The sequence below is a fragment of the Pseudomonas sp. R4-34-07 genome, assembly GCF_003852375.1.
Classification (GTDB): Bacteria; Pseudomonadota; Gammaproteobacteria; order Pseudomonadales; family Pseudomonadaceae; genus Aquipseudomonas.
The window spans coordinates 4,071,589-4,098,052 of record NZ_CP027760.1 but is presented as its reverse complement, the minus strand read 5'-3'; the positions used below and the strand labels follow the sequence as shown (position 1 = coordinate 4,098,052).

8 protein-coding genes and 1 pseudogene are annotated in these 26,464 nt (G+C 61.5%); 5 read left to right on the top strand and 4 right to left on the bottom strand.

The features are described 5' to 3' along the window. Nucleotides 1-280: 280 nt before the first annotated feature. The 3 genes from C4J85_RS18755 to C4J85_RS18745 all read left to right on the top strand — a co-directional run bounded on the left by C4J85_RS18755 (nucleotide 281) and on the right by C4J85_RS18745 (nucleotide 16,711). Nucleotides 281-1,033 carry a thioesterase II family protein gene (locus tag C4J85_RS18755; protein ID WP_124410459.1) on the top strand — a complete coding sequence of 251 codons (753 nt, stop codon included), beginning with the start codon at nucleotides 281-283 and terminating at the stop codon, nucleotides 1,031-1,033. Nucleotides 1,034-1,084: 51 nt separating this feature from the next. Further along, nucleotides 1,085-13,984 (top strand): non-ribosomal peptide synthetase, encoded by a 12,900-nt coding sequence (locus C4J85_RS18750; protein ID WP_124410458.1) that lies wholly within the window; start codon nucleotides 1,085-1,087, stop codon nucleotides 13,982-13,984. Nucleotides 13,985-14,137: 153 nt separating this feature from the next. Further along, nucleotides 14,138-16,711, top strand: a complete 2,574-nt coding sequence (locus tag C4J85_RS18745; RefSeq protein WP_124410457.1) for a hypothetical protein — start codon at nucleotides 14,138-14,140, stop codon at nucleotides 16,709-16,711. A gap of 66 nt (nucleotides 16,712-16,777) precedes the next feature. On the opposite strand, the pseudogene C4J85_RS18740 reads toward C4J85_RS18745, so the two are convergent. Continuing rightward, nucleotides 16,778-17,043: pseudogene (locus C4J85_RS18740) on the bottom strand (thiol:disulfide interchange protein DsbG); the annotation flags it as partial. 205 nt (nucleotides 17,044-17,248) lie between these two features. On the opposite strand from C4J85_RS18740, the gene C4J85_RS18735 reads away from it, so the two are divergent. Together C4J85_RS18735 and C4J85_RS18730 are read left to right on the top strand one after the other, a co-directional pair. Continuing rightward, complete coding sequence (locus C4J85_RS18735; protein WP_124410456.1) at nucleotides 17,249-19,942, top strand: hypothetical protein; 2,694 nt, start codon at nucleotides 17,249-17,251, stop codon at nucleotides 19,940-19,942. 276 nt (nucleotides 19,943-20,218) lie between these two features. After that, nucleotides 20,219-22,936, top strand: coding sequence for a hypothetical protein (locus C4J85_RS18730; RefSeq protein ID WP_124410455.1), 2,718 nt, complete (start codon nucleotides 20,219-20,221; stop codon nucleotides 22,934-22,936). 69 nt (nucleotides 22,937-23,005) lie between these two features. Here C4J85_RS18730 and dsbG read toward each other — a convergent pair whose 3' ends face one another. From dsbG to dsbD, 3 genes are read right to left on the bottom strand one after another with little or no spacing between them, the layout of a single operon-like run. After that, nucleotides 23,006-23,767: a thiol:disulfide interchange protein DsbG gene (gene dsbG / locus C4J85_RS18725; RefSeq protein ID WP_124410454.1), complete on the bottom strand. Its 762-nt coding sequence runs from the start codon at nucleotides 23,765-23,767 to the stop codon at nucleotides 23,006-23,008. Further along, nucleotides 23,743-24,588: a TlpA disulfide reductase family protein gene (locus tag C4J85_RS18720; RefSeq protein ID WP_124367824.1), complete on the bottom strand. Its 846-nt coding sequence runs from the start codon at nucleotides 24,586-24,588 to the stop codon at nucleotides 23,743-23,745. Before C4J85_RS18720 ends, dsbG begins: the two co-directional genes overlap by 25 nt. Beyond that, nucleotides 24,588-26,315: a protein-disulfide reductase DsbD gene (gene dsbD, locus C4J85_RS18715; RefSeq protein ID WP_124410453.1), complete on the bottom strand. Its 1,728-nt coding sequence runs from the start codon at nucleotides 26,313-26,315 to the stop codon at nucleotides 24,588-24,590. The genes C4J85_RS18720 and dsbD overlap by 1 nt, the downstream gene beginning before the upstream one ends. Nucleotides 26,316-26,464 lie beyond the last annotated feature (149 nt).

Genomic DNA, 26,464 nt, shown 5'->3' with positions numbered 1-26,464 from the left:
GAGGTTAGGGGAGGGCGTCCTTGCTGAGGCCTCCTACACATCGGGCAACAAATTATGCTGAATGATAATGATTGTCAAATGAGAAGGCGAACTAATCTTATGCCTTCCGGTAAGGTGTGAACCGCGTCTCGCTCGCCCCCGGCGACTAATTATTTGCCGGGGCCGTCCGTTCTTCTGGGTGACAGGCCTGTAAACAAACGGCCAAGGATCAGCACCCGCAGGAGGGCGAAATGGGTTTTTATCGTGCAAACAGCGTGTTTCAGCTTGGAGTCCTCGGGTGATGAGTACGCCAACGCCGCTGCGCCTGTTCTGCCTGCCCCATTCCGGCGCCAGCGCCTCGGTCTACGCACGTTGGCGCCGCGTGCTGCCGGATTGGTTGCAGGTGTGCCCACTGGAATTGCCGGGGCGTGGCATGCGCATGGGCGAGCCGCTGCAGCGCGATATCAAGGCCCTGGCTGCCCAGCTCGCGACTGAAATCAGCCGCGACCTCAATGGACCCTATGCGTTGTTCGGCCACAGCCTCGGCGGCCTGTTGGCGTTCGAACTGGCCCATGCATTGAAAGCGTGCAATGTGCCCGCGCCGCTGGCGCTGTTCGCCTCCGGCACCGCCGGCCCGGCGCGGCGCGATGTCAGCGAATACGCCATCGAAAAGACCGACGCACAACTGATCGCCCGCTTGCGCGAACTGCAGGGCACCTGCGACGCCGCGTTGGCCAATGCTGAATTGATGGAGTTGATGCTGCCGATCCTGCGCGCCGATTTCCTGCTGTGCGGCAGCTTCACCTATGGCGAGCGCGAGCCCCTGGGCGTGCCGATCCATGTGTTCGGCGGCAAGCAGGACAGCGTGCGCGCCGACCAATTGCTCGACTGGCAGCTCGAGGCCGCCAGCGGCTTTTCCCTCGACATGTTCGAGGGTCACCACTTCTTCCTCGTGCAGCACGAAAGCGCCGTGCTGCGCTGTATGCGCCGCTATGCCGACGAACACCTGGCCCGCTGGCGCCTTGGCGCGGCGCGGCAACTGGCCGCCGGCTGAATCTCACCGACTTCCCGACTTTCCCGTAAGCCGATTTCAGGCAGGAACCCCATGATGGACGCCTTCGAACTTCCCCGCACCCTGGTCCAGTCCCTCCAACGCCGTGCCGCGCAGACGCCGGACCAGATAGCCTTGCGCTTTCTGGCCGAGTCAGCCGAGCACAGCGTGGTGCTCAGCTACCGTGACCTGGACCAACGCGCCCGCACCATCGCTGCCGCCTTGCAAGCCGATGTCGCGATGGGCGAGCGCGCAGTGCTGTTGTTCCCCAGCGGCCCGGACTATGTCGCAGCGTTCTTCGGCTGCCTGTACGCCGGGGTAATCGCGGTGCCGGCCTATCCGCCGGAATCCACCAAGCGGCATCACCAGGAGCGCTTGCTGTCGATCATCAGCGACGCCGAGCCGCGCCTGCTGTTGACCATTGCCAGCCTCGGCGAAAGCCTGGCGCAGATTGACCACGCACCACCGGTCTTGAGCGTAGACACCCTCGACGCACAGCTGGCCGCTCACTGGGTCGCCCCCGAGCTGCAAGCCGACGACATCGCCTTCCTGCAATACACCTCCGGCTCCACCGCGCTGCCCAAGGGCGTGCAAGTCAGCCACGGCAACCTGGTGGCCAATGAAGTGCTGATCCGTCGCGGCTTTGGCATCGACCTCAACCCGCACGATGTCATCGTCAGCTGGCTGCCGCTCTACCACGACATGGGCCTGATCGGCGGCCTGCTGCAGCCGATCTTCAGCGGCGTGCCGTGCGTGTTGATGTCGCCGGCCTACTTTCTGGCGCGGCCGTTGCGCTGGCTGGAAGCGATCAGCGAATACGGCGGCACCATCAGCGGCGGCCCGGATTTCGCCTACCGCCTGTGCAGCGAACGGGTCAGCGAGTCGGCCCTGGAACGCCTGGACCTGAGCCAGTGGCGCGTGGCCTATTCCGGCTCCGAACCGATCCGCCTGGACACCCTTGAACGTTTTGCCGACAAGTTCGCCGCCTGCGGTTTCACCTCAAGCCATTTCTTTGCTTCCTACGGGCTGGCCGAGGCGACCCTGTTCGTCGCGGGCGGCACCCGTGGCCAAGGCATCCCTGCGCTGCACGTCGATGAGCACGCGCTGGCCGCCAACCGCGCCGCGCCGGGGCAGGGCAGGGCCGTCATGAGTTGCGGCACTCAGCAGCCGGACCACGCCGTACTGATCGCCGATCCCCACACGCTGAGCGCGTTGGCCGATAACTGCGTGGGCGAACTCTGGACGAGCGGCCCGAGCATCGCCCAGGGTTACTGGCGCAACCCTGAAGCCACCGCCAAGACATTCGTCCAGCACGCCGGCCGGACCTGGCTGCGCACCGGCGACCTGGGGTTTATCCGTGACGGTGAGGTGTACATCACCGGGCGCTTGAAAGACCTGCTGATCGTGCGCGGGCACAACCTGTATCCACAGGACATCGAGCAAACCATCGAACGTGAGGTCGAGGTGGTGCGCAAAGGCCGGGTGGCGGCCTTTGCGGTGAATGACCGGGGCCTGGAAGGCATCGGCATCGCTGCGGAAATCAGCCGCAGCGTGCAGAAAATCCTGCCGCCCGAAGCGCTGATCAAGGCGATTCGCCAAGCGGTGGCCGAGGCTTACCAAGAGGCGCCTAGCGTGGTGGTGCTGCTCAACCCTGGCGCGCTGCCGAAAACCTCCAGCGGCAAGGTGCAACGGGCGGCGTGTGCGCTGCGCCATGCCGATGGCAGCCTCGACCGCTATGCGCAGTTCCCCGAGGTACAAGCGCCGGCGAGTGAGGTCGCGCTGGCGTCGGCCCTGCAACAGCAGATCGCGGCGATCTGGTGTGAGCAGCTGCAAGTGGCCACGGTTGCCGCCGATGATCATTTTTTCCTGCTTGGCGGCAACTCCATCAGTGCCACCCAGGTGGTCGCGCGGCTGCGTGAAACCCTGGGCCTGGAGCTGAACCTGCGCCTGTTGTTCGAGGCGCCCACCCTGCAAGGCTTCGCCGCCAGCGTCGCGCAGGTGCAACAGGCCGGCGGCGTTGCACAAGGCGCAATGGCTGCGCTGTCGCGCCAGCACGAGCTGCCGCAATCCCTGGCCCAGAACCGCTTGTGGATCACCTGGCAGCTGGACCCTCACAGCAGCGCCTACACCATCCCCGGCGCCCTGCGCCTGCGCGGCGCACTGGACGAAAACGCGCTGCGCTCAAGCTTCCAGTACCTGGTCCAGCGCCACGAAGCCCTGCGCACACGTTTCTATGAGCGTGACGGCGAAGGGTTCCAGCGCATCGAGTCCAGTGCGGCGTTCGACCTGCACCTCATCGACCTCAGCGACCTGCCCGGCGCCGAGCGCGAAGCCCGCGCGCAGCAAATCCGCGAAGACCAGGCACGGACTTCGTTCGACCTGGAAAAAGGCCCGCTGCTGCGGGTGACCCTGGTGCGCCTGGATGAAGAGGACCACCAGTTGCTGGTCACCCTGCACCACATCATTGCCGATGGCTGGTCGCTGACTATTCTGATCGACGAGTTCTCCCGTCTCTACGCGGCTGCGTCCCAGGGCCAGCCCCTGGAGCTGCCGCCACTGAGCCTGCAATACGCCGACTACGGCAGTTGGCAGCGCCAATGGCTGGCCGCAGGTGAAGGCCAGCGGCAACTGGCGTACTGGCAGGCAACGCTTGAGGGCGATCACCCGACGCTCGACCTGGCCACTGACCACCCGCGCTCGGCGCAGCGTCTGAACAGCGCCTCGCGGCATACCGTACGCCTGAGCGCCAAGCTCAGTGACGCGATTCGCCAGACCGCACAGGCCCATGAAGCCACCCCCTTCATGCTGCTGCTGGCCGCGTTCCAGACGCTGTTGTATCGCTACAGCGGCCAGCGCGAAATCCGCATCGGCGTGCCCAATGCCAATCGCTCACGCCAGGAAACCCAAGGGCTGGTCGGGTTCTTCATCAACACCCTGGTATTGCGTGCCGAACTCGACGGGCTCCAGCCTTTCAACCAGCTGTTGGCCGCGACACGCCAGGCGGCAATGGACGCCCAGGCGCATCAGGACCTGCCGTTCGAACAACTTTTGGAGGCCTTCCCCCAGGCGCGGGAACAACAGGGCCTGTTCCAGGTCATGTTCAACCACCAGCAACGTGACCTCAGCGCCCTGCGCCGCCTGCCGGGGCTGCTCGCCGAGGAACTGCCGTGGCACAGCCGTGAAGCCAAGTTCGACCTGCAACTGCACAGCGAAGAAGACCGCACCGGGCGCTTGAGCCTGGCCTTCGACTACGCCGATGAGCTGTTTGAGCCGGCAACCGTGCAGCGCCTGGCCGAGCATTACATCCACCTGCTGCAAGCGGTCTGCGAACAACCGCAGCAAGCCTTGGGCGAGCTGAAACTGACCGCAGAGGACGAGCAACAGGCGTGGAGCCAGGCACCCTGCGCGCCGGCCCGGCAGTGGTTGCCCGAGCTGCTCAATCAGCACACCTCGCACGCCCCCGCGCTGGTCTGGCAAGCTGGCAGCCTGAGCTTTGCCCAGTTGCATACCCAGGCCAACCGCCTGGCGCATTACCTGCGCGACAAGGGCGTCGGCCCGGACGTCTGCGTGGGCATCGCCGCCGAGCGTTCGCCGCAATTGCTGATCGGCCTGCTGGCGATCATCAAGGCTGGCGGTGCCTATGTGCCGCTGGACCCGGATTACCCCACCGAGCGCCTGGCCTACATGCTCGAGGACAGCGGCGTGCACTTGCTGTTGACCCAAACCGCACTGCTGGAACAACTGCCGACGGTGGCAGGCGTGTGTGTGATCGCCATGGACAGCCTGCACCTGGACCGCTGGCCGACCCAGCCACCGGGCCTGCACCTGCACGGCGACAACCTTGCCTACGTGATCTACACCTCCGGCTCCACCGGGCAGCCCAAGGGCGTGGGCAATACCCATGCGGCGCTGGCCGAGCGGTTGCAGTGGATGCAGGCCACCTACACGTTGGACGCCAGCGACGTGCTGATGCAAAAGGCGCCGATCAGTTTCGACGTGTCGGTGTGGGAGTGCTTCTGGCCGTTGATCAGCGGTTGCCGGCTGGTGCTGGCGGGGCCGGGTGAACAGCGTGATCCGCAGCGGATTGCCCAGTTGGTGCAGGCGTACGGCGTGACCACGCTGCACTTCGTGCCGCCGCTGTTGCAGTTGTTTATCGATGAACCCTTGGTGGCCGAATGCACCAGCCTGCGCCGGCTGTTCTCCGGCGGTGAAGCCTTGCCCGCGCAGTTGCGCAACCGCGTCCTGGCGCGCCTGCCGGCGGTGCAGTTGCACAACCGTTATGGCCCGACCGAAACCGCGATCAACGTCACCCATTGGCACTGCGCCGTGGAGGATGGCGAGCGCTCGCCGATTGGCCGGCCACTGGGCAATGTGATCTGCCGGGTGCTGGACGAACAGCTCAACCCGTTGCCGGCCGGTGTGCCGGGTGAACTGTGCATCGGCGGCATCGGCCTGGCGCGCGGTTACCTCGGCCGTGCGGGGCTCACCGCCGAACGCTTTGTCGCCGACCCGCTGGGCGCAGCCGGAGCGCGTCTGTATCGCACCGGTGACCGTGCGCGCTGGAGTGTCGATGGCGTGCTTGAATATCTGGGCCGTCTCGATCAGCAGGTCAAGCTGCGCGGCTTTCGGGTGGAACCGCAGGAAATCGAAGCCCGCCTGTTGGCGTTGGACGGCATCGCCCACGCCGTGGTGCAGGTACGGGACGGCCAGTTGATCGGTTACTACACCGGCCCGGCCGAACTGGATGCACAGGCAGTGAAAGCCGCCCTGGCCGTTGACCTGCCCGAGTACATGGTGCCTGCCTACCTGATGCGCCTGGACGCGATGCCCCTGAGCCCCAGTGGCAAACTCGACCGCCGCGCACTGCCGGAACCGGTGTGGCAAACCTGCGAGCACGTCGAACCGGAAACGCCGCTGCAGCAGCAAATTGCCGCGATCTGGCGCGAAGTGCTCGGGCTGCCCCGTATTGGCCTGCGCGACGACTTTTTTGCCCTCGGCGGCCACTCGCTGTTGGCCACGCAAATCGTCTCCCGCACCCGCCAGGTCTGCGATGTCGAACTGCCGTTGCGCACCTTGTTCGACGCCAGCGAGCTGGGTGCGTTTGCCGAGCAGGTCGGGTTGATCCAGGCCTCGGGCCAACGCAACCAACAGACTGCAATTGCCAAGGTCGACCGCAGCCAACCCGTGCCGCTGTCCTATTCCCAGCAGCGGATGTGGTTCCTCTGGCAGATGGAACCGGACAGCCCGGCTTATAACGTCGGCGGCATGGCGCGCTTATGCGGGGTGCTGGATGTGGGGCGTTTCGAGGCGGCGCTGCAGGCCTTGATCATGCGTCACGAAACCCTGCGCACCACCTTCCCGAGCGTCGATGGCGTGGCCTGTCAAAAGGTCTCGCCACAGACCGGCCTGCGCATGGACTGGCAGGACGTCTCGGCATTGACTGAAACCGAGCGTCAGCAGCGTTTGCAGCAACTGGCGGATCAGGAAGCGCATACGCCGTTCAACCTGGAAACCGGGCCGTTGCTGCGCGCTTGCCTGGTCAAGGCAGGTGAGCAGGAGCATTACCTGGTGCTGACCCTGCACCATATCGTCACCGAAGGCTGGGCCATGGACATCTTTGCCCGTGAACTCAGTGCGCTGTACGAGGCCTTCATCGACGAGCGCGACTCACCGCTGGCGCCGCTGCCGGTGCAATACCTGGACTACAGCGTGTGGCAGCGCCAGTGGTTGGAAGCGGGCGAGCGCCAACGCCAGCTGGATTACTGGACCGCGCAACTGGGCAGCGAACACCCGCTGCTGGAGCTGCCTGGTGACCGCCCGCGCCCAGCGGTGCAAAGTCACCGGGGCGAGCTGTACCGCTTCGACCTGAGCGACGCATTGGCCACCCGTGTTCGCGCGTTCAACGCCGAGCATGGCCTGACCCTGTTCATGACCATGACCGCCACCCTGGCCGTGTTGCTCTACCGCTACAGCGGCCAGACCGACCTGCGCATCGGCGCGCCGGTAGCCAATCGGATCCGTCCGGAAAGCGAAGGGCTGATCGGTGCGTTCCTCAACACCCAGGTAGTGCGTTGCCAACTCGATGGGCAGATGAATGTCGCGCAGCTGTTCGAGCAGGTGCGTCACACCGTGATCGAGGGCCAGTCCCATCAGGACCTGCCGTTCGACCATCTGGTGGAGGCGCTGCAACCGCCGCGCAGCGCGGCGTATAACCCGCTGTTCCAGGTGATGTGCAACGTGCAGCGCTGGGAGTTCCAGCAGAGCCGCCAACTGGCCGGCATGAGCGTCGAGTACCTGGCCAACGATGCCCGCGCCACCAAGTTCGACCTCAACCTGGAAGTCACTGACCTCGATCATCGCCTGGGCTGCTGCCTGACCTACAGCACCGATTTGTTCGACGAGCCGCGCATTGCCCGCATGGCCGCGCATTGGCGCAACCTGCTGGAAGCGCTGATCGACAACCCGCAGCAACGCCTCAGCGAATTGCCCCTGCTCAGCGCCGCCGAGCAACGCGCCGTGCAGGACAGCCTCGGGGTGGAAGCCGGTGAGCATCGGCTCGACCAGTGCATTCACCCACTGTTCAGTGAGCAGGCGCGCAAGCGTGCCGATGCGCCGGCGCTGACCTTTGCCGGGGTGACGCTCACTTACGCCGAACTTGATGCACGCGCCAATCGCCTGGCCTGGATGCTGCGCGAGCGCGGCGTCGGCCCGCAGGTGCGCGTCGGCCTGGCGCTGCCGCGTTCGCTGGAAATGGTCATCGGCCTGCTGGCGATCCTCAAGGCCGGCGGCGCCTACGTGCCGCTGGACCCGGAATACCCGCTGGACCGCCTGCATTACATGATCGAAGACAGCGGCATCGGCCTGCTGCTCAGCGATGCGCCGATGTTCGATGCCCTTGGCCCGTTGCCGGCGAACGTCGCGACCTGGTGCCTGGAACACGACCTGCCGCTGCTGAGCAACTACCCGGCCGGCGAGCTGCCGATGATCAGCCTGGCGCAACACCCGGCGTACCTGATCTATACCTCCGGTTCCACCGGCAAGCCCAAAGGCGTGGTGGTGTGCCATGGCGAAATCGCCATGCATTGCCAGGCGGTGATCGAGCGTTTCGGCATGCGCCCGGACGACTGCGAACTGCATTTTTATTCGATCAACTTTGACGCCGCCACCGAGCGCTTGCTGGTGCCGTTGCTCAGCGGTGCCCAGGTGGTCGTGCGCGCCCAGGGCCAGTGGGATGCCGAGGAAATCTGCACGCTGATCCGCACCCATCGCATCAGCATCCTCGGGTTTACGCCTAGCTACGGCAGCCAACTGGCGCAGTGGCTGGCCACGCAAGAGCAGACCCTGCCGGTGCGCATGTGTATCACCGGCGGTGAAGCCTTGACCGGCGAACACCTGCAGCGCATCCGCAGCGCTTTCCAGCCTGCACTGTTCTTCAACGCCTATGGCCCGACCGAAACCGTGGTGATGCCGCTGGCCTGCCTGGCGCCGGAGCAACTGGAAGAGGGCGCCGCCAGCGTGCCGATTGGCAGCATCATCGGCGCACGCGTGGCTTACATTCTCGACGCCGACCTGGCCCTGGTGCCGCAAGGCGCAAGCGGTGAGTTGTATGTCGGCGGGGCAGGCCTGGCCCAGGGGTATCACCAGCGTGCGGGGATGACGGCGGAGCGCTTTGTCGCCGACCCGTTCGCCGCGAATGGCGGGCGTCTGTACCGCACCGGTGACCTGGTGCGCCAACGTGCCGATGGGCTGGTGGAATACTTGGGGCGTATCGACCATCAAGTGAAGATTCGCGGGTTCCGCATTGAGTTGGGCGAGATCGAAACCCGCCTGTTGGAACATGATGCCGTGCGCGAAGCGGTGGTGCTGGCGCTGGATTCGCCGAGTGGCAAACAGCTGGTGGCGTATCTGGTCAGCGACGCTGAGCACGGCGCGTTGCGTGACGCGGTGAAGGCCCGGCTCAAGGCGCAACTGCCGGACTACATGGTGCCCGCTCATGTGATGGTGCTCGACAGCATGCCGCTGACCGCCAACGGCAAGCTCGACCGGCGTGCCTTGCCCGAGCCGGACCCCGAGGCGAATCGCCAACAGTATGTGGCGCCACGCAACGCGCTGGAGCACAGCCTGGCAGCGATCTGGTGCGCGGTGTTGAACCTGCAGCAAGTCGGCCTGGACGACAGCTTCTTTGAGCTGGGCGGCGATTCCATCCTGTCGATCCAGGTGGTCAGCCGTGCGCGGCAGGCGGGCATTCATTTCAGCCCGCGCGACCTGTTCCAGCACCAGACCGTGCAAAGCCTGGCCGCCGTTGCCACGCGCGCCGAGCAGGTTACCGCCGAGCAAGGTGTGCTCACCGGCCGCTCGGGCCTTACGCCGATCCAGCAGTGGTTCTTCGACACTGACATTCCGGCGCGTCAGCACTGGAACCAGGCGCTGCTGCTCAAGCCGCTGCAACTGCTCGACCCGCACCGCCTGGAGCAGGCCCTGCTGGCGGTGCTGGAGCATCACGATGCGCTGCGCCTGAGCTTCACCCGCCGCGACGCCCAATGGCACGCCGAACACCTGGCCGTGCCGCAAGGCGGCGTACTGATGCAGGCATGGGTGCGCGACATGGCCGACTGCACCGCGCTGTGCACCGACACCCAGCGCAGCCTCGACCTGGAACACGGCCCGCTGCTGCGTGCCTTGCTGGTGGACGGCCCCCAAGGCCAGCAGCGCCTGCTGATCGTCATTCATCACCTGGTGGTGGACGGCGTGTCATGGCGCGTGTTGCTCGAGGACCTGCAAAATGTTTATCGCCAACTGAGCGATGGCCAGTCCGTCAGCCTGCCGGCCAAGACCAGCGCGTTGCGCGAGTGGGCGGCGCGTTTGCAGGCGTATGCCCACAGCGAATCCCTGCGCGAAGAACTGAGCCTGTGGCAAGCGCAGTTGGCGGGCCCGGCGCTGGCGTTGCCGGTGGCTCGCCCACAAGGTGCACGGCGCAACCGTGACGCGCAGACGGTCAGCGTGCGCCTGGATGCCGAACGCACCCGGCAATTGCTGCAACACGCGCCGAGCGCCTACCGCACCCAGGTCAACGACCTGCTGCTGACCGCCCTGGCCCGCGTGCTGTGCCGCTGGAGCGGCCACGATTCGGCGTTGATTCAACTGGAAGGCCACGGCCGTGAAAGCCTGTTCGATGACATCGACCTGACCCGCAGCGTCGGCTGGTTCACCAGTGCCTATCCGCTGCGCCTGACCCCCCAGGCGCAACCGGGCGATTCGATCAAGGCCATCAAGGAGCAACTGCGCGGCGTACCGCATAAAGGCCTGGGCTACGGCGTGCTGCGCTATTTGGCGGACGACCTGTGCAAACGCACCCTGGCGGCGCTGCCGAGCGCCGATATCACCTTCAATTACCTCGGCCAGTTCGACCAGAGCTTCGGCACCGATGCGCTGTTCCATCCGCTGGATGAATCCGCCGGGCTCGCGCACGATCCGGACGCACCGCTGCCCAACGAGCTGAGCGTCGACAGCCAGGTGTACGGCGGCGAACTGGTGCTGCGCTGGACCTTCAGCCGCGAACGCCACGATCAACACACTATCCGCGCACTGGCCGAGGCGTATCTGGCCGAACTGCACAGCCTGATCGCCCATTGTCTCGAAAACGATGCCGGCGGCTTCACGCCGTCCGACTTCCCGCTGGCCCAACTGACCCAGGCGCAGTTGGACAGCTTGCCAGTACCCGCCAACGCCATCGAAGACGTCTACCCGCTGACCCCGATGCAAGAGGGCCTGCTGCTGCACACCCTGCTGGAACCGGGCACCGGCCTGTATTACATGCAGGACCGCTACCGCATCAACAGCGCCCTGGACCCCGAGCGTTTCGCCGAGGCCTGGCAACGGGTGATCGCCCGCCACGAAGCCTTGCGCGCCTCGTTCTGCTGGAACGTCGGCGAAGACATGCTGCAAGTGATCCACAAGCCGGGCAGCACGCCGATCGAATACCTGGACTGGAGCGCCGATCCCGAGCACGAGCACGAACCGCGTCTGCAAGCCTTGCTCAAGGCCGAGCGCGAAGCCGGTTTCGATCTGCTCAACCAGGCGCCGTTCCACCTGCGCCTGATCCGTGTGGGCGAGGCGCGCTACTGGTTCATGATGAGCAACCACCACATTCTCATCGATGCCTGGTGCCGTTCGCTTTTGATGAATGATTTTTTCGAAATCTACAGGGCCCTGGGCGAAGGTCGCGATGCGCAACTGGCAACGCCGCCGCGTTACCGCGACTACATCGCCTGGCTGCAACGCCAGGACCTGAACGAAGCGCGCCAGTGGTGGCAGCACAACTTGCAAGGGTTCGAGCGCACCACGCCGATCCCGAGCGACCGGCCCTTCCTGCGCGAACATGCCGGCCACAGCGGCGGCATGGTGGTCGGCGATTGTTACACCCGCCTGGATGCCCGTGATGGTGCGCAATTGCGCGAGCTGGCCCAGGCCCACCAATTAACGGTCAACACCTTCGCCCAGGCGGCCTGGGCGTTGGTACTGCGGCGCTTGAGCGGCGAGCGTGACGTGCTGTTCGGCGTCACCGTGGCCGGGCGTCCGGTGCAGATGCCCGAGATGCAACGCACCGTCGGCTTGTTCATCAACAGCATCGCCCTGCGGGTAAAACTGCCGGCAGACGACCAGCGTTGCAGCGTGCGCGACTGGCTGAGCGGCCTGCTCGACAGCAATATGCAATTGCGCGAGTACGAATATTTGCCCTTGGTAAAGATTCAGGAACTCAGCGAACTGCCCAAGGGCCAGCCGCTGTTCGACAGCCTGTTCGTGTTCGAAAACGCCCCGGTGGAAAGCTCGGTGCTGAGCCACGCGCAAAGCCTGAAGGCCACCTCGGACTCCGGCCGCACCCACACCAACTTCCCGCTGACCGCCGTGTGCTACCCCGGCGATGATCTTGGCCTGCACTTGTCCTATGACCAGCGCTACTTCGATGAAAGCACCGTGCAAGGCATGCTCGGCGAGTTCAAGCGCCTGCTGCTGGCGCTGGTGCAGGGCTTCCATGGCGACATGGCCGAGCTGGCGCTGATTGGCGAGCAGGAACGTGAATTCCTGGTGCACGGCTGCAACCAGAGCGAACACGACTATCCGCTGCAGCGCAGCTATATCGAGCTGTTCGAGGAACAGGTGGCGCAGCATCCACAGCGTATCGCCGCCAGTTGTCTCGACCGGCAATGGAGCTATGACGAGTTGAACCGGCGCAGTAACGGCCTGGGGCATGCGCTGATGGCGGCGGGTGTCGGCCCGGACCAGCCGGTGGCGTTGCTGGCCGAGCGTAATCTGGAGCTGCTGGGCATGATCATCGGCAGCTTCAAGGCCGGTGCCGGTTACTTGCCGCTGGATCCGGGCCTGCCGAGCCAGCGCCTGAGCCGCATCATCGACCTGAGCCGCACGCCGTTGCTGGTGTGCAGCGAAGCCTGCCGGGAACAGGCCATCGAACTGCTCGAAGGCTTCGACTGCCAGTTGCTGGTGTGGGAGGAAGTACCGGCTCGTGGCGAGAATCCCGGTGTCTATAGCGCTCCGGACAACCTCGCCTATGTGATCTATACCTCGGGTTCCACCGGCTTGCCCAAAGGCGTGATGGTCGAACAGCGCGGCATGCTCAATAACCAGTTGAGCAAGGTGCCCTACCTGCAACTGAGCGAGACGGATGTAATCGCGCAGACGGCTTCGCAAAGCTTCGATATTTCCGTGTGGCAATTCCTCGCCGCGCCGCTGTTCGGCGCGCGGGTAGACATCGTGCCCAACACCCTTGCCCATGATCCCCAGGGCTTGCTGGCCCATGTCCAGACACAGGGCATTACTGTGCTGGAAAGCGTGCCGTCACTGATCCAGGGCATGCTCGCCCAGGACGCTATCCGCCTCGACGGCCTGCGCTGGATGCTGCCGACCGGGGAAGCGATGCCGCCGGAGCTGGCGCACCAGTGGCTGTTGCGCTACCCGCACATCGGTCTGGTCAACGCTTACGGCCCGGCGGAATGCGCGGACGATGTGGCGTTCTACCGTGTCGACCTGGCCTCGACGCGGGGCACCTATTTGCCGATTGGCATGCCCACCGACAACAACCGCTTGTACCTGTTGGACGGCGCACTGGAATTGGTGCCCCAAGGCGCTGTCGGCGAACTGTGCGTGGCCGGTATCGGGGTCGGTCGTGGTTACGTCAGCGACCCGTTGCGCACCGCACCGGTGTTCGTGCCGAACCCGTTCGGCGCACCGGGCGAGCGGCTGTACCGCACCGGCGACCTGGCACGGCGGCGCAGTGACGGCGTGTTGGAGTATGTCGGGCGGGTTGACCACCAGGTGAAGATTCGCGGCTACCGCATCGAACTGGGTGAAATTGAAGCGCGCCTGCACGAACAACCCGAGGTGCGTGATGCGGCGGTCGGTGTCCAGGTGGGCGTCAACGGCAAGCACCTGGTGGGCTATTTGGTGGCTGCGGATGAGGCGTTGAACCCTGGCGAACGCCTGGACCGTATCAAGCAACGCCTGCGCGCCGAACTGCCGGAATACATGGTGCCGCTGCACTGGCTCTGGCTCGAACGCCTGCCGCTCAACGCCAACGGCAAACTCGACCGCAAGGCCCTGCCGGCCTTGGAGATCGGCCAGTTGCACAGCCAGGACTACCTGGCACCGCGCAACGCGCTGGAAGCTACCCTGGCCGACATTTGGGCCGAGGTGCTCAAGGTCGAACGGGTAGGGGTGCAGGACAACTTCTTCGAACTGGGCGGGCACTCGCTGCTGGCCACGCAGATTGCGTCGCGGGTGCAGAAGACGCTGCAGCGGGATGTGCCGCTGCGGGCGATGTTCGAATGCAGCACGGTGGGGGAGCTGGCCGAGTATATCGAGGGGTTGGCGGGGAATGAGATCAGTGCCGAGAAGGTGGATCGGTTGAGTGATTTGATGGCGGAGTTGGAGGGGTTGTGAGGCGGCCGTTGGTCTGAAACGCCTAGGCTGTCCAGCAGAACTGTTAATTCTGACAGTAGGAACGCCTGTTTTTTTACGGTGTGATAGGGCGATGCTGATCAGGCCAACACCTGGGCTTCGGCATTCCCTGTCTATTGAAAAGGAACGTTCACCATGTCCAAGTCATTGCCGGATGCCCTTGACCTGCCCAAGCCAAAGCTGCTTGAGGCTGACGAAAATGGCAGTGTCGATTCACTCAACCTGCTGAACGGAGGCAACGTCAGCGTCTGCTACGACGATATGCAGGCAAATGACTTCATCGCTCTGGACTGGCCGTTGGCAGGCAGCTCTTATCCGCCGATAAAGCCCCAGCATGGCGACGACGCAGGCTGTATCAACTTTCATATTCCTTCTGAATACATAGCCTTGTGGTTGGACAATTTCGCGTTGTTTACATACACCGCCACTAGAAACGATGAGAGTCAAACCTCTTTACAAGGTGAGGTACGGATCAGTCTGCCTTCGAACTTGCCTCAGGCGCAAATTCTCGAAGCGATCGATGGCAAACTGGATCTTTCTTTGTTGTGTTGTAAAGATCCGATTCTTTACATTCCACCCTGGGCATTTGCCGGCACAATCCAAACGATCAACTGCTATATAGGCGGCATCTATCCGGATGGCTCCAAGGCCCGACTCTATCCATTCGAGGATGAACCGGTTACCGACGAAGACGTACGCCTGGGGTGGCGTCGAGTACTACCTCGGGCGTTGCTCCAGCAACTTAAACATGACAGCGAACTGTATCTTGTTGCGTCCGTGCGCTTCAGCCGGGCTACTCCCTATAGATTGTTCCGCTCGCTTTTGTTGACGTTGCTCACCGAGCCTCACTTGGAGCTGTCGCCCCCTGAACTCAAGGAAGCTGTACACACCGAGTTCGACGGGTGGGTGGTCAACCCGATAAACACGGTGAACGGAGCGCATATCGCGGTGGCTTATGAGGGCATGTGCAGCGGCGACATGGTTTGCCAGACACTTACCGGCACCCCAGGGCCAGGCACAGTCGAACTGGAATGTCGCCAACCGGTTGAAGGTGAAACCAGCCTGGTGTTTGCGGTACCGCCCTCAGTGATCCGCGCCAATTTTGAGCAAGCCATTACGTTGACCTACAACGTCACGCGCTGCGATGGCAGCCATTGGTCCTCACCCGAGCGCCGAGTGAAGGTGCTGGGCATCATGGACTTGCCAGAACCGGGCATTGAACAGGCCACTGGCAACCGGGTGGACCTCAATACTTTTGGTGATGACGCAACGGCGATAGTGCCCATCTGGCATTACGCCATGGAGCAGGACTGCTGCTGGATGTGGGTAACCGGCACACTTGAGGCCGGCAACGCTTATCAGTTTTATATATTGGAAGGAGAGCCGCTTACTACCGCTTGGTTACGCGACGGAGTTGATACACCGATAGCCAGGAACAAGCTGAAAAAATTGGCCGATTGCAGTGAGTTTGAACTGCATTTTGCGGCGAATTTTGATGGGCTGTGCGACCTGGGCACGGCCGTCGAGTTTCCTGTCCGGACCTTCAGCATCGAACAGGAAGCTCTGGTGCTGGTTGAGCCAACAGTGACGGAGGCGGTGCTTACCAACTTGACCGCTTACAACGGGCGCAATGGTGTACATGTCGAGGTGAAATACGCCGGCAGCAATCCCAAGCACTCCATCAGTGTCTGCTGGAAACGACCGGACGATACATGCTGGTTATTGCCCTCCAAACCTGGCAGCACGACGGGCGCGGTGACCTGGTTGTTGCCGCCGGAAGCCGTGATCGAGAGTATGGGTAAGGTGGTGGAGATCGCTTATACGGTCACTACCGCCTGTAAGGTGCAGACATCGCCGCCGTTGAATTTGAGCATCAGCCTTCCTGTACGCCTGGAAACGCCAAACTTGCGGCAGGCTACGCCTCCCAGAACGCAAAATGGCATTGTGGATACGCGAACATTCGCCGGGAATGCCGATGCCTTCATAGATTGGATGTGGTTTTTGCGAGCAGGACACAAGTGCTGGCTTCGGGCGACAGGAATCAATAAGAGCGGCGCTCCCTACAGTTTTGTTGTTTATGCGGCTCGAACGATTACAGCTTCAGAAGAAGCGGCAGCGTCCGAGGTGGCGGCAACTGTACTGCGATCCGAGTTGGTAAAGGCGCAGGATCAGTCCTCCATGACCTTCACATGGAGCGTGTCGACTGACGGCTTGACTGAGAATGTGGTGTGTCCATCGCGCGTGTTGACCGTAGTCACACCACCTGAAATGCGTTACGAAAACTTCACAGGGCAAGCCACCAAACTGATCTCTGCCGGACAGAGCATTAGTATTCCAACGATGACCATTGCCTTTATTTCAGGCCCTGGACAAGCGGGTATCTCGTCATATTCTTCGATCCCCGGAATGTTGGAAGGCCAGGCACTGGTTACTTCCAATGGCGTACGGCAGGCATCTTCACCGCAACTTCTGCGCTTGACCTTAACCTTCAACTGTAAACGAGTGAGATTTGCTTACACATGGAACAACTTTCCTAAAATGATCACCTTCTATAGTCCACAAGGTGGTTACTTGGGCGCGGTTAGCCTTAATGAAAGCCCTATGGATGGTTGGGTAGATTTCTCGGCAACGGGGAGTTCAACTATTGGGAGGATAGACATCAGCTCCGACGACTATATGTACTGGGACTTCTTTACATTCTGGTTGTAGTCACTTCCTGTAGCAAAAGCGCCCATGTTGATACGTGGGCGTTTTTTTCGTACGTTCCTGCTTACCTTACTTCGGCCCCAGAATCTTCACCAACTTCTCCGGCGACGGCGCCCCTTGCTGTTGCTGCAAGCCCCCCTTGTCATCCAGATAGAAAATCGCCGGCGTCGCCGACAACTCCAGTTCCTCCATCAACTTCATATTGGCATCGAGCTTGGCCTCGATATCCGCCGGGATTTGGCCAGTGCCTGCAACTTGCTGCCCTTGCCGGCGGCTTCGTGTTCTTCCAGGGCTTTTTGCGGGTCTTTAGCGGCTAACAGCGCGGCGCATTGGCCGAGTGTCGCACTCGTTGCTGGCCACGTAGCCAGCACAGTTTGAGGGGGTTATAAGGTGACCGTTGGTCTAAAATCCCGAGAATTCCCGACAAAACTGTTAATTCTGACAGTAGGCAAGGTTCTTGATCCAAGGGTTAGATAACCGCAGTTTCTGGCCAGTCTGGCCAGTCCCGACGGTGATCTAACGCTGGACAGGAGTCTTATCGTGGCGCGCAAAATACCTGCAAAAAAAACCGGTTCCATTCAGACAGCTAATTCGCTGCCAGCCGTTGAAGCGGAACTGCCCTATGCGATTATCGAGCACGCTGCGAACAACAGCCTGCTGTATCCCATCGATGCAATCAATGGCACGACGGCCACGCTGACGTTGCCGGCGAATGCCACCAACGTCATGTTCTATATGGCGGTCAAGGATCAGGACGAGCCGAGATTCGAGCCAGTTTCTGTCGAAAATGGCGTGAATGTCGTCGACATTCCGGCACCGTGGGTCAGCTACTGCATCGGGCACACGGTATTGATCAAGTACACGGCCAATGCAGGGGGGCGGGCATTGGAGTCCTTGACGCTGGAGCTGGAAATCCAACAGATCAGGGAGGAGCATCTCGTCGTCTCAAGGCCGGTGTTTACCCATGCCAAGGAGGAGTGGAGTACCTGGTACCTGCGCATGCAGGAGTTTACGGGGGATGAAATTGTCGCGATCAAGGCCTGGCCGATGATTCAACCCGGGCAGCGGTTGTTTGCCGTTGTTGCGGGTAACCAGCATGTCGCGCCCTATCGCTTCGCCTGGGTGGCCAGGGATCATGTGGTGCAGGAGCACGAAGCCCATCCAGACCATGTTTTCCGCTTTACGCTTTCGCGAGGCTGGCTGTCCAGGCTGGACGACTATTCGGCGATCACCGCCCACCTGGGCGTGATTTGGGACACCACCGCCCCGGTATACCCTGCGCCTGGCGATCCGCTTCTGGAGAATCCGCTCCCAGTGAACGCCGAGGATTTCCACCTGCGCACCACTTCGTTGTTGCTGGTCGACCCCGGACAGGAACTGAACCCACCGCACTTGAAGGAGTCGGTGGAGCTACCCCCAGGTCAATGGCAGGTCAACCCTACCAATACGGTCAACGGCGGGCATGCAATCGTCAGCTACGACGGCATGTTCGAGGGCGACCATGTCTGTGCCTATGCGTCGGGCCCGAATTACGCGCCGGTGGTCCTCGGCTGCCAGGACGTGAAGAAAGACGAGACGAGCCTGTCGTACGATGTTGCCCCCGATATCGTTGCAGCGCTGTTCGACAAGACGCTGACGCTCAACTACAGCCTCCAGTTCAACAGTTATCTACCCCAATCTTCCCCTGATCGCCGCATCAAAGTGCTTGCTCCGCACCTGACCACACCGGATATCGAAGAAGCGACGATGGGGACCGTTAATCTCACTACGTTCAACAACGATGCCACGGGTGTGGTGCCTCTTTTTGACTATGCCAAAGAGGGCCAATGTTGCTGGATGTGGCTGACGGGCGTGGATGAGGACGGCGCGGCCTTGCACTTGGATGTGTTGCAGGGCGTACCACTGAAGCCGCACTGGCTAATCGATGGCGTGGATACGTCCATCGCCCGGAATGCTCTGAAAAAACTGGCGGATTGCAGCGACTTCAAGCTGCATTTTGCGGCGAGCTTCGATGGACAGTGCGATCGATCGACCGCCCGCGAATTCCCGGCTCGATCTTTCACCATCGTCCAGGAACAGCGAGTGCTCAAAGCGCCCACCGTGCATGAAGCTGTGGGCAACGAGCTGACCGTGTGGAATGGACGAAATGGCGTGCATGTCGAGGTGAGTTACCTCGGTAACCACCCCAATCACACCCTCAGTCTGTGCTGGACGAAGCCAGACGGAGCGTGCTGGCCACTGGACGCCCAGCCGGGCAGCGCCAGCGGAACCACTACCTTTTTGGTACCTCGAGAGGCGGTGATCGAAAGCATCGGCAAAACGGTGAAGATCAGCTACACCGTCACCAGTGCTTGCAAGGTGCAGACTTCAGATGATTTGAATTTGCACATCAGCGTACCGGTGCGCCTGCCGACGCCGGTGGTGGAACAGGCCACGCCACGCGCTACTCAATACGGCATTCTCGATCTGGCTACCTTCCCCGCAGATGCTCTAATCACAGTTGAAACCTGGTGGTTTGCGCTGGCCGGGCAACGTGTCTGGCTCAAATGCACGGGTATCAAAAAAGATGGCACTGAGCATACTTTCTATGTGGTGAAGGGCCTACCGCTTACCGCTGAGGAGGCCCAAGCGGGGCTCTCTCAAACGATGAGTCGATCAGATATTTTGCTGTTAAAACATGATTCTCCCCTGACCGTCACCTGCATTACAGCGCCAGATAGCAACGATCCAGAAAGGGATTCCATCACTTTTCCAGTGTTGAACCTGATTGTGAAGCGGCAACTGATCTGCCAGGAAGAGCGCTTTGAGGGACTGGCGCAGGGGACGTTTGCCGCAGGCGGCAGTATTCAGACGAAGTTGATGAAAATAACCTTTCAATCGGGGGCGGGTCTGGCGGGTATAGCGGCCCATGGTAATGACAACTATTACTCAGGTAACCACTTTGTCATGTGCCAAAATTCCGGTCATCAAATTCCACCACAGCTGCATCGATTTGATTTCAGTCGTGAGCTGGAATCTGTCAGGTTCAGTTGGTCCTGGAAACAACTCCCAGGGACAGTCACCTTTTATGGCCCCGCCGGTAATGTGGTCCGGCAAGAGACCTATACCGAGGATTGGCGAGGCGGTTTCTGGGTCGAGTTGGCAACGTCGCCTGGGATCTCGGTAGCGTGGATGACGGTACTTGTAGAGGACTACTCGTTTATCGATAACTTCAGCATGTGCTACCGCGAGTAAGCTGTGTTTGCTGATATACAGTTAGCGAACCCCATGAGTTGTTGTTCTAGGGGAGTGCCCGCCCAGTGCGGGCATTCTCCTGGCTGAGTTGGCGTTGCATGGATGGCGCGTTGGCGGGGTTTTGAGACGGCCGCTGGTCTGAAACGCCTGGGCTGTCCAGCAGAACTGTTAATTCTGACAGTAGGCAAGGTTCTTGATCCAAGGGTTAGATAACCGCAGTTTCTGGCCAGTCTGGCCAGTCCCGACGGTGATCTAACGCTGGACAGGAGTCTTATCGTGGCGCGCAAAATACCTGCAAAAAAAACCGGTTCCATTCAGACAGCTAATTCGCTGCCAGCTGTTGAAACGGAACTGCCCTATGCGATTATCGAGCACGCTGCGAACAACAGCCTGCTGTATCCCATCGATGCAATCAATGGCACGACGGCCACGCTGACGCTGCCGGCGAATGCCACCAACGTCATGTTCTATATGGCGGTCAAGGATCAGGACGAGCCGAGATTCGAGCCAGTTTCTGTCGAAAATGGCGTGAATGTCGTCGACATTCCGGCACCGTGGGTCAGCTACTGCATCGGGCACACGGTATTGATCAAGTACACGGCCAATGCAGGGGGGCGGGCATTGGAGTCCTTGACGCTGGAGCTGGAAATCCAACAGATCAGGGAGGAGCATCTCGTCGTCTCAAGGCCGGTGTTTACCCATGCCAAGGAGGAGTGGAGTACCTGGTACCTGCGCATGCAGGAGTTTACGGGGGATGAAATTGTCGCGATCAAGGCCTGGCCGATGATTCAACCCGGGCAGCGGTTGTTTGCCGTTGTTGCGGGTAACCAGCATGTCGCGCCCTATCGCTTCGCCTGGGTGGCCAGGGATCATGTGGTGCAGGAGCACGAAGCCCATCCAGACCATGTTTTCCGCTTTACGCTTTCGCGAGGCTGGCTGTCCAGGCTGGACGACTATTCGGCGATCACCGCCCACCTGGGCGTGATTTGGGACACCACCGCCCCGGTATACCCTGCGCCTGGCGATCCGCTTCTGGAGAATCCACTCCCAGTGAACGCCGAGGATTTCCACCTGCGCACTACCTCATTGCTACGGGTCGACCCTGCGCTGGATCTGAAACCGCCGCACTTGCGCGAGTCCGCGCATTACAACGGTGAGTGGTGCCTCAATCCTGAAAACACCCAGGAGGGAGGGGAGATCGTTATCCAGGGGCTGGACACTTACAAAGGTGACGAGGTGCGGTTTAGTGTAAGCGGGCCCGGTTATGCGAAAAAGCCGTTGGGGGATTACACGGTTGAACAGGACGGCGAGATGCCTCTCGTCAGACTGCCGGCCTGTGTGGTGGCATGTTTCTTCAACAAGCAGATGACGTTGAGCTATGACCTCGCCGTCAGTGGCACGGTACAGCCGTCCCCAGTAAGGGTGATCAACGTTTTAACCGCCGAATTTGAGCGCCCGTTGATTGAAGAAGCGAACCCGGATCGGTTGTTGTGCCTTGATAACTTTTCAGGGGATGCAAACGTGATAGCGCCCTTGGGGGCATATGGTCAGTGCGCGAGCCATTGCTGGATGTGGATCGATGCTAAACATGCAGACGGCAGCGCTTACCGCTTGGATATTCTGGACGGTGAAGTTGTCACGGACGCTTGGAAAAGCGACGGCGTCAGGGCTGATATTCCAAGGGTTGCGTTGGAGAAGATCGGCGATTGCTCCAAGTTCGAACTGCGCGTCAAGGCCAGCTTTTGCGAGGCGAGCGAACTGAAGGACGCCCTCGAATTCCCACCCGCGACATTCACAATTTACCAGCAGCCCCTGACGCCACGGGCACCCACAGTCAGGGAGGCACAGGGCGGTGTTTTGGTGGCGTGGAACGGTCGTGAAGGGGGGCATGTCGAGGCGGTTTACGATGCCTATCAACCGAGCCACCAGCATACTGCCCAATGGTGCTTGAAAGGGGAGGACAGTTGCTGGTCACTGCCTTTGCAGCAGGGCACGTCCGACCCGGTCACTTTCCTTGCCTCCCGCGAACAAGTGATCAACAGCTTGCGCAAGACGGCACTGATTTCTTATACCGTGATCAATGCCTGCAAGCAGATGGTGTCCGAGACACTGGAGTTGCAGGTTGGTGAGCCCATCATGGCGCGGCGTCCTCGTCCCGTGGTGAGGCAGGCGACTGGCAACATCCTGGATCTGCGTACCTTCCCAGGGAAGGATGCAGAGGTCATCGTCAAGAGCTCCGATGTCGACGTCGATTTGGCGTGGTGGTTTTTCATGGAGGGGCATTTCGGGGTTATGACGCTTGAAGGAACTGCAAAAGATGGCTCTTCGACCACCGTACCGATCATGGCGAGGCGCCTCGAAAGCAGTGATAGGTACGAATTGTCGTGCTTGATCCCACGCTCGGATTTGGAGAAGTTAGCAAGTAATACGCAGATCACCATTAACTTTTCGCATTTCATAGGCCCAGATCCGGTTAAAAGCATCGAGATCAAGTTTCAGCCGTTGACGTTGAACTTCATCACAGCGCTTTACGACCTCACTGATTTTGACCCATCCGGCAAAGGCTGGAATGGTTGGCAGAGAGGCTTAGGTGCATTAGACCCCAACGATCTGGAGTTGAGAGATGATCCGTGGGGCGGCTGGATTGGTTACTGGTTGCGTGACTACAGTTATACAGATACATCCAACCCTGCTACTGAGAGCGAGAAAATGTTTAAGATTTTCACCGATCTGGAACCGGGGCGCTCATATCATTTCTCAGCCTTGGTCTGTAATAGTAGTGGTCAAGGCGCCTCCCCCCTCATGGCGTTAGCCGTTGATAGAAAAGATATAACCGCTGTGATACAGCCTCCGACAACCTGGCAGACACTTGAGGGCGTATTCGTAGCTACTTCAAGGACCGCAAGGCTTAGCGTTAATAATCACCAAATGGGTGCGGTCCGTGGTAACGATTTTGGAGTCACTATGCTCAAGCTCAACGAAGTCCAGCAATAGTTAACTGAGGTGGATCAAGCATAAGGCCTTCGATGTTCGGAGGCCTTATCCATAACGTATGCGCGTTGCTTATTTGGGCCCCAGTATCTTCACCAACTTCTCCGGCGACGGCGCCCCTTGCTGTTGCTGCAAGCCCCCCTTGTCATCCAGATAGAAAATCGCCGGCGTCGCCGACAACTCCAGTTCCTCCATCAACTTCATATTGGCATCGAGCTTGGCCTCGATATCCGCCGGGATTTTGGCCAGTGCCTGCAACTTGCTGCCCTTGCCGGCGCCTTCGTGTTCTTCCAGGGCTTTTTGCGGGTCTTTGGCGGCTAACAGCGCGGCGGATTTGCCTGGGCTGTCTTCGCGGATGATGCCGACCATGATGTGGCGCAACTGCACCTTGCCGGCTTTTACCCAAGGGCGGGCTTGTTCCCAGAACATGTTGCAGTACGGGCAGTTGGGGTCGCTGAACAGGTAGACGGTGCGCGGTGCATTGACGTCGCCGTCCTGGATCCAACTGCTCTTTTCCATCTTGGCCCAGACTTCCCTGGACATCGGTGCGTACACCAGTTTTTCCAGGGGCGCGCTGCTCAGGTCGTTGCCCTGGGCGTCGTACAGGTTGCCGGCGATCACGCTTTTGCCGTCGGCGGTCAGGTACAGCGCCATGCCGCGGTTCTGGTATTGCGCGGCGTAGCCGGTGAGGCCGCTGGGGGCGTCGAATTTTCCGAGGATTTCAGCGCCCTTGGCTTCGATCTGTTTGATCGGGGCCGGCCAGTCTTCGGCCTGGGCCAGGGTGGCGGCGAGCGTCAAAGGCAGCAGGGTCAGCAGGTGGCGGAGGCGAGGCATGTGGGTTTCCTTTGTGGGACGGTGTCGAAGGGTTCCATGGCACGGGCCAGGCTGGCTTGGGACAGCTCACCCAGGTGACTGTTGATCAGGCGCCCGTCGGCTGTGTAGAACAGGGTGGTGGGCAGGGCCATGGAACCCACGGCCTGGCCGAGGCGACCGCTGGCGTCGAACAGCACGTTATCCAGGTTCAGGCCCTGAGTGGCCAGGTACGTGCTGACGCTTTGCATGCTCTCGGCCTGGTTGACGAACAGGAAGGTGACGTCCGGGCGTTGGTGCTGCGCGCGTTCCAGCACCGGCATTTCCCGACGGCACGGCGGGCACCAGGTGGCCCAGAGGTTGATCACCAGCGGGCCGCCTTTGTAATCGGCCAGTTGCACCACATTGCCGTTGGCATCGCGCAAGGTGATGTCCGGCAGTTGCGAGCCCTTGTCGTAAAGGTGCAGGGACAGGCTGGCCATGCCCCAGAACACCAGGCCGCTGATTACCCCGGCACTCAGTGGCTTGCGCAGGGCCGGGCGCCTCCAGCCGTAGGCCAGCGCTCCCAGCACCAAGGCGATAACGCCGGGCCAGGCGAGAAAGCCGCCGTCGCGCAGGTCGACCATCTGCAGCCAGTCGTTGCGGTAATCGCTCCAGTACATCAGTACAAAGCTGACGCGTGCGGTCAGCATGCCGAGCAGGAACAGGCTGAACAGCACCGATTCGGGGTTTTCACCGCCACGCTTGGCCACGCGCCAGCCCACCAGGGTGGCAAGAATCAGCGCGCTGATCAGCAGGATATGATTCAGGGCGATGGCGAAGGTGCCGATGGTGAGGGTCAGCATCAGCGCGCGTCTCGGGTTTGCGTCCAGCGTTGCAGGAAGGCGGCGGCATCCACTTCGCCAGTGATGCGCTGGGCGCGGCGTTCTTCGCCGTCCGGGCCGATCCATACGAAGCTCGGTGGCCCAGGGACTTTGTAACGGCCAAGCAGCTCGCGGCTGGCGGCGTTGTCGGCGGTAACGTCCAGGCGCAGCAGGCGCACGTCTTTCAAGGCATCCATCACTTCAGGTCTACCGAACACCTGTTTTTCCATGATCTTGCACGACACGCACCAGTCGGCGTAGTAATCCACCAGCACCCATTGGCCCTGGGCCTTGGCGCTGTCGAGCTGGCTTTGCAGGGCGGCGGGGTCGTTGATGGTCACGAACGCATCGTGCGCGCTGGCGGTGGCCGAGACCTGCGCGCCGCTGTAGACCTTCAGCGGTTGCCACAGCTCATCGCTGCCACCCGCCGCGCCCACTACCAATATCGCGCCCCACAGTCCCAGCAGCAGGGAACCGGCGCCACACACCTTGGCGGCCAGGCCGTATTCACGGGCCAGGGCCCAGCCACAATAGGCCATGACCAGCGCCAGTGCGCCCCACAGGCCGATCCACAGGCTTTCGTCGACCACCGGGCGGATCATCAGTACGGCGGTGCCGAGAAACAGGAAGCCGAAGATGCCCTTGAGCACGTTCATCCAGGTGCCCGGCTTGGGCAGGAACCGGTTGCCCACGGTGACCAGCAGCAACAGCGGAATGCCGATGCCGATACCCATGGCAAACAGGATCAGGCCACCGTGCAGCGCATTGCCGCTCTGGGCGATATACAGCAAGGCGCCGGCCAGGGGCGCGGTCATGCACGGGCCCACCAGCAGGCCGGACAACGCGCCGAGAATACCGGCACCGACCAGGCTGCCACCGCTTTGCTTGCGGCTGACATGGTCCAGGCGATCGCGCAGGAAGGCCGGCAGTTGCAGTTCAAAGAAGCCGAACATCGGCAGGGCAAGGAGCACGAACAACGCGGCGAAACTGCCGAGGATCCACGGGGTTTGCAGCAGTGCGGCAAGGTTGCCGCCGAGCAACGCGGCCATCACGCCCAGCGCGGCATACACCAGGGCCATGCACACCACGTAGCTGCTGGCCAAGGCAAAGCCGCGACGCGGGCTGGCACCGCTGCCCACCACCAGCCCGGCGAGGATCGGCAGCATCGGCAGCGAGCAGGGCGCAAACGCCAACAACAGGCCCAGGCCGAAAAAGATCAACAGGCTCCAGCCCAGGCTGCGCTGTTGCAGGCCGCTGGCCAGGCTCTGGTCCTGGGCCTCGGCGGTGGCGGCGCCTGCCGGGGTGCCGCCCAGGTCCACGGTGATCGATTGCGGCGGATAGCACAGGCCGGCATCGGCGCAGCCCTGCCAGCCCAGTTTGACCTGGCCGGTGGCGCCGGCCGGGATCTTCACTTCCAGGCCCTGGCGATACACTTGCTGTTCGCCGAAGAACTCGTCGCTATGGGCTTCGCCCTGGGGCAACACAGGCTTCTCGGCCAGGCCGTCGAATTTCATGCGCTGCTGGTACAGGTAGTAACCGTCGGCAATCTGCCAGTACAGCTGGGTCTCGCCGCTTTCAAGACGTTCGGAGGTAAAGGTGAACGCTTTGCCCACCGGCAGGAAATCAGGTTTGGTCTCGAAAGGGTTGCCCGGCGCGGCCTGGGCCAGCCCCGCGAACAACACCAGCAGAAAGGTCAATAGATGCCGCATGGTCCAGCCTTAGTTCGATACAAGTGAGACACACAATGTGTGGCGTTGATTAACCGATGATTAACCGGGCGCTATTCTAGAGTGTAGAGATTCTATGGTGTTGCGAAGTTCGCGGCATAATGCGCGCTTAATCCGTGCCTTTTCTAATC

What these genes read in the sequence shown, in the direction of transcription:
- C4J85_RS18720 (WP_124367824.1), bottom strand. Translation starts at nt 24,588, where the DNA reads ATGCTGACCCTCACCATCGGCACCTTCGCCATCGCCCTGAATCATATC.
- C4J85_RS18750 (WP_124410458.1), top strand. Translation starts at nt 1,085, where the DNA reads ATGATGGACGCCTTCGAACTTCCCCGCACCCTGGTCCAGTCCCTCCAA.
- dsbG (WP_124410454.1), bottom strand. Translation starts at nt 23,767, where the DNA reads ATGCCTCGCCTCCGCCACCTGCTGACCCTGCTGCCTTTGACGCTCGCC.
- C4J85_RS18745 (WP_124410457.1), top strand. Translation starts at nt 14,138, where the DNA reads ATGTCCAAGTCATTGCCGGATGCCCTTGACCTGCCCAAGCCAAAGCTG.
- C4J85_RS18755 (WP_124410459.1), top strand. Translation starts at nt 281, where the DNA reads ATGAGTACGCCAACGCCGCTGCGCCTGTTCTGCCTGCCCCATTCCGGC.
- dsbD (WP_124410453.1), bottom strand. Translation starts at nt 26,315, where the DNA reads ATGCGGCATCTATTGACCTTTCTGCTGGTGTTGTTCGCGGGGCTGGCC.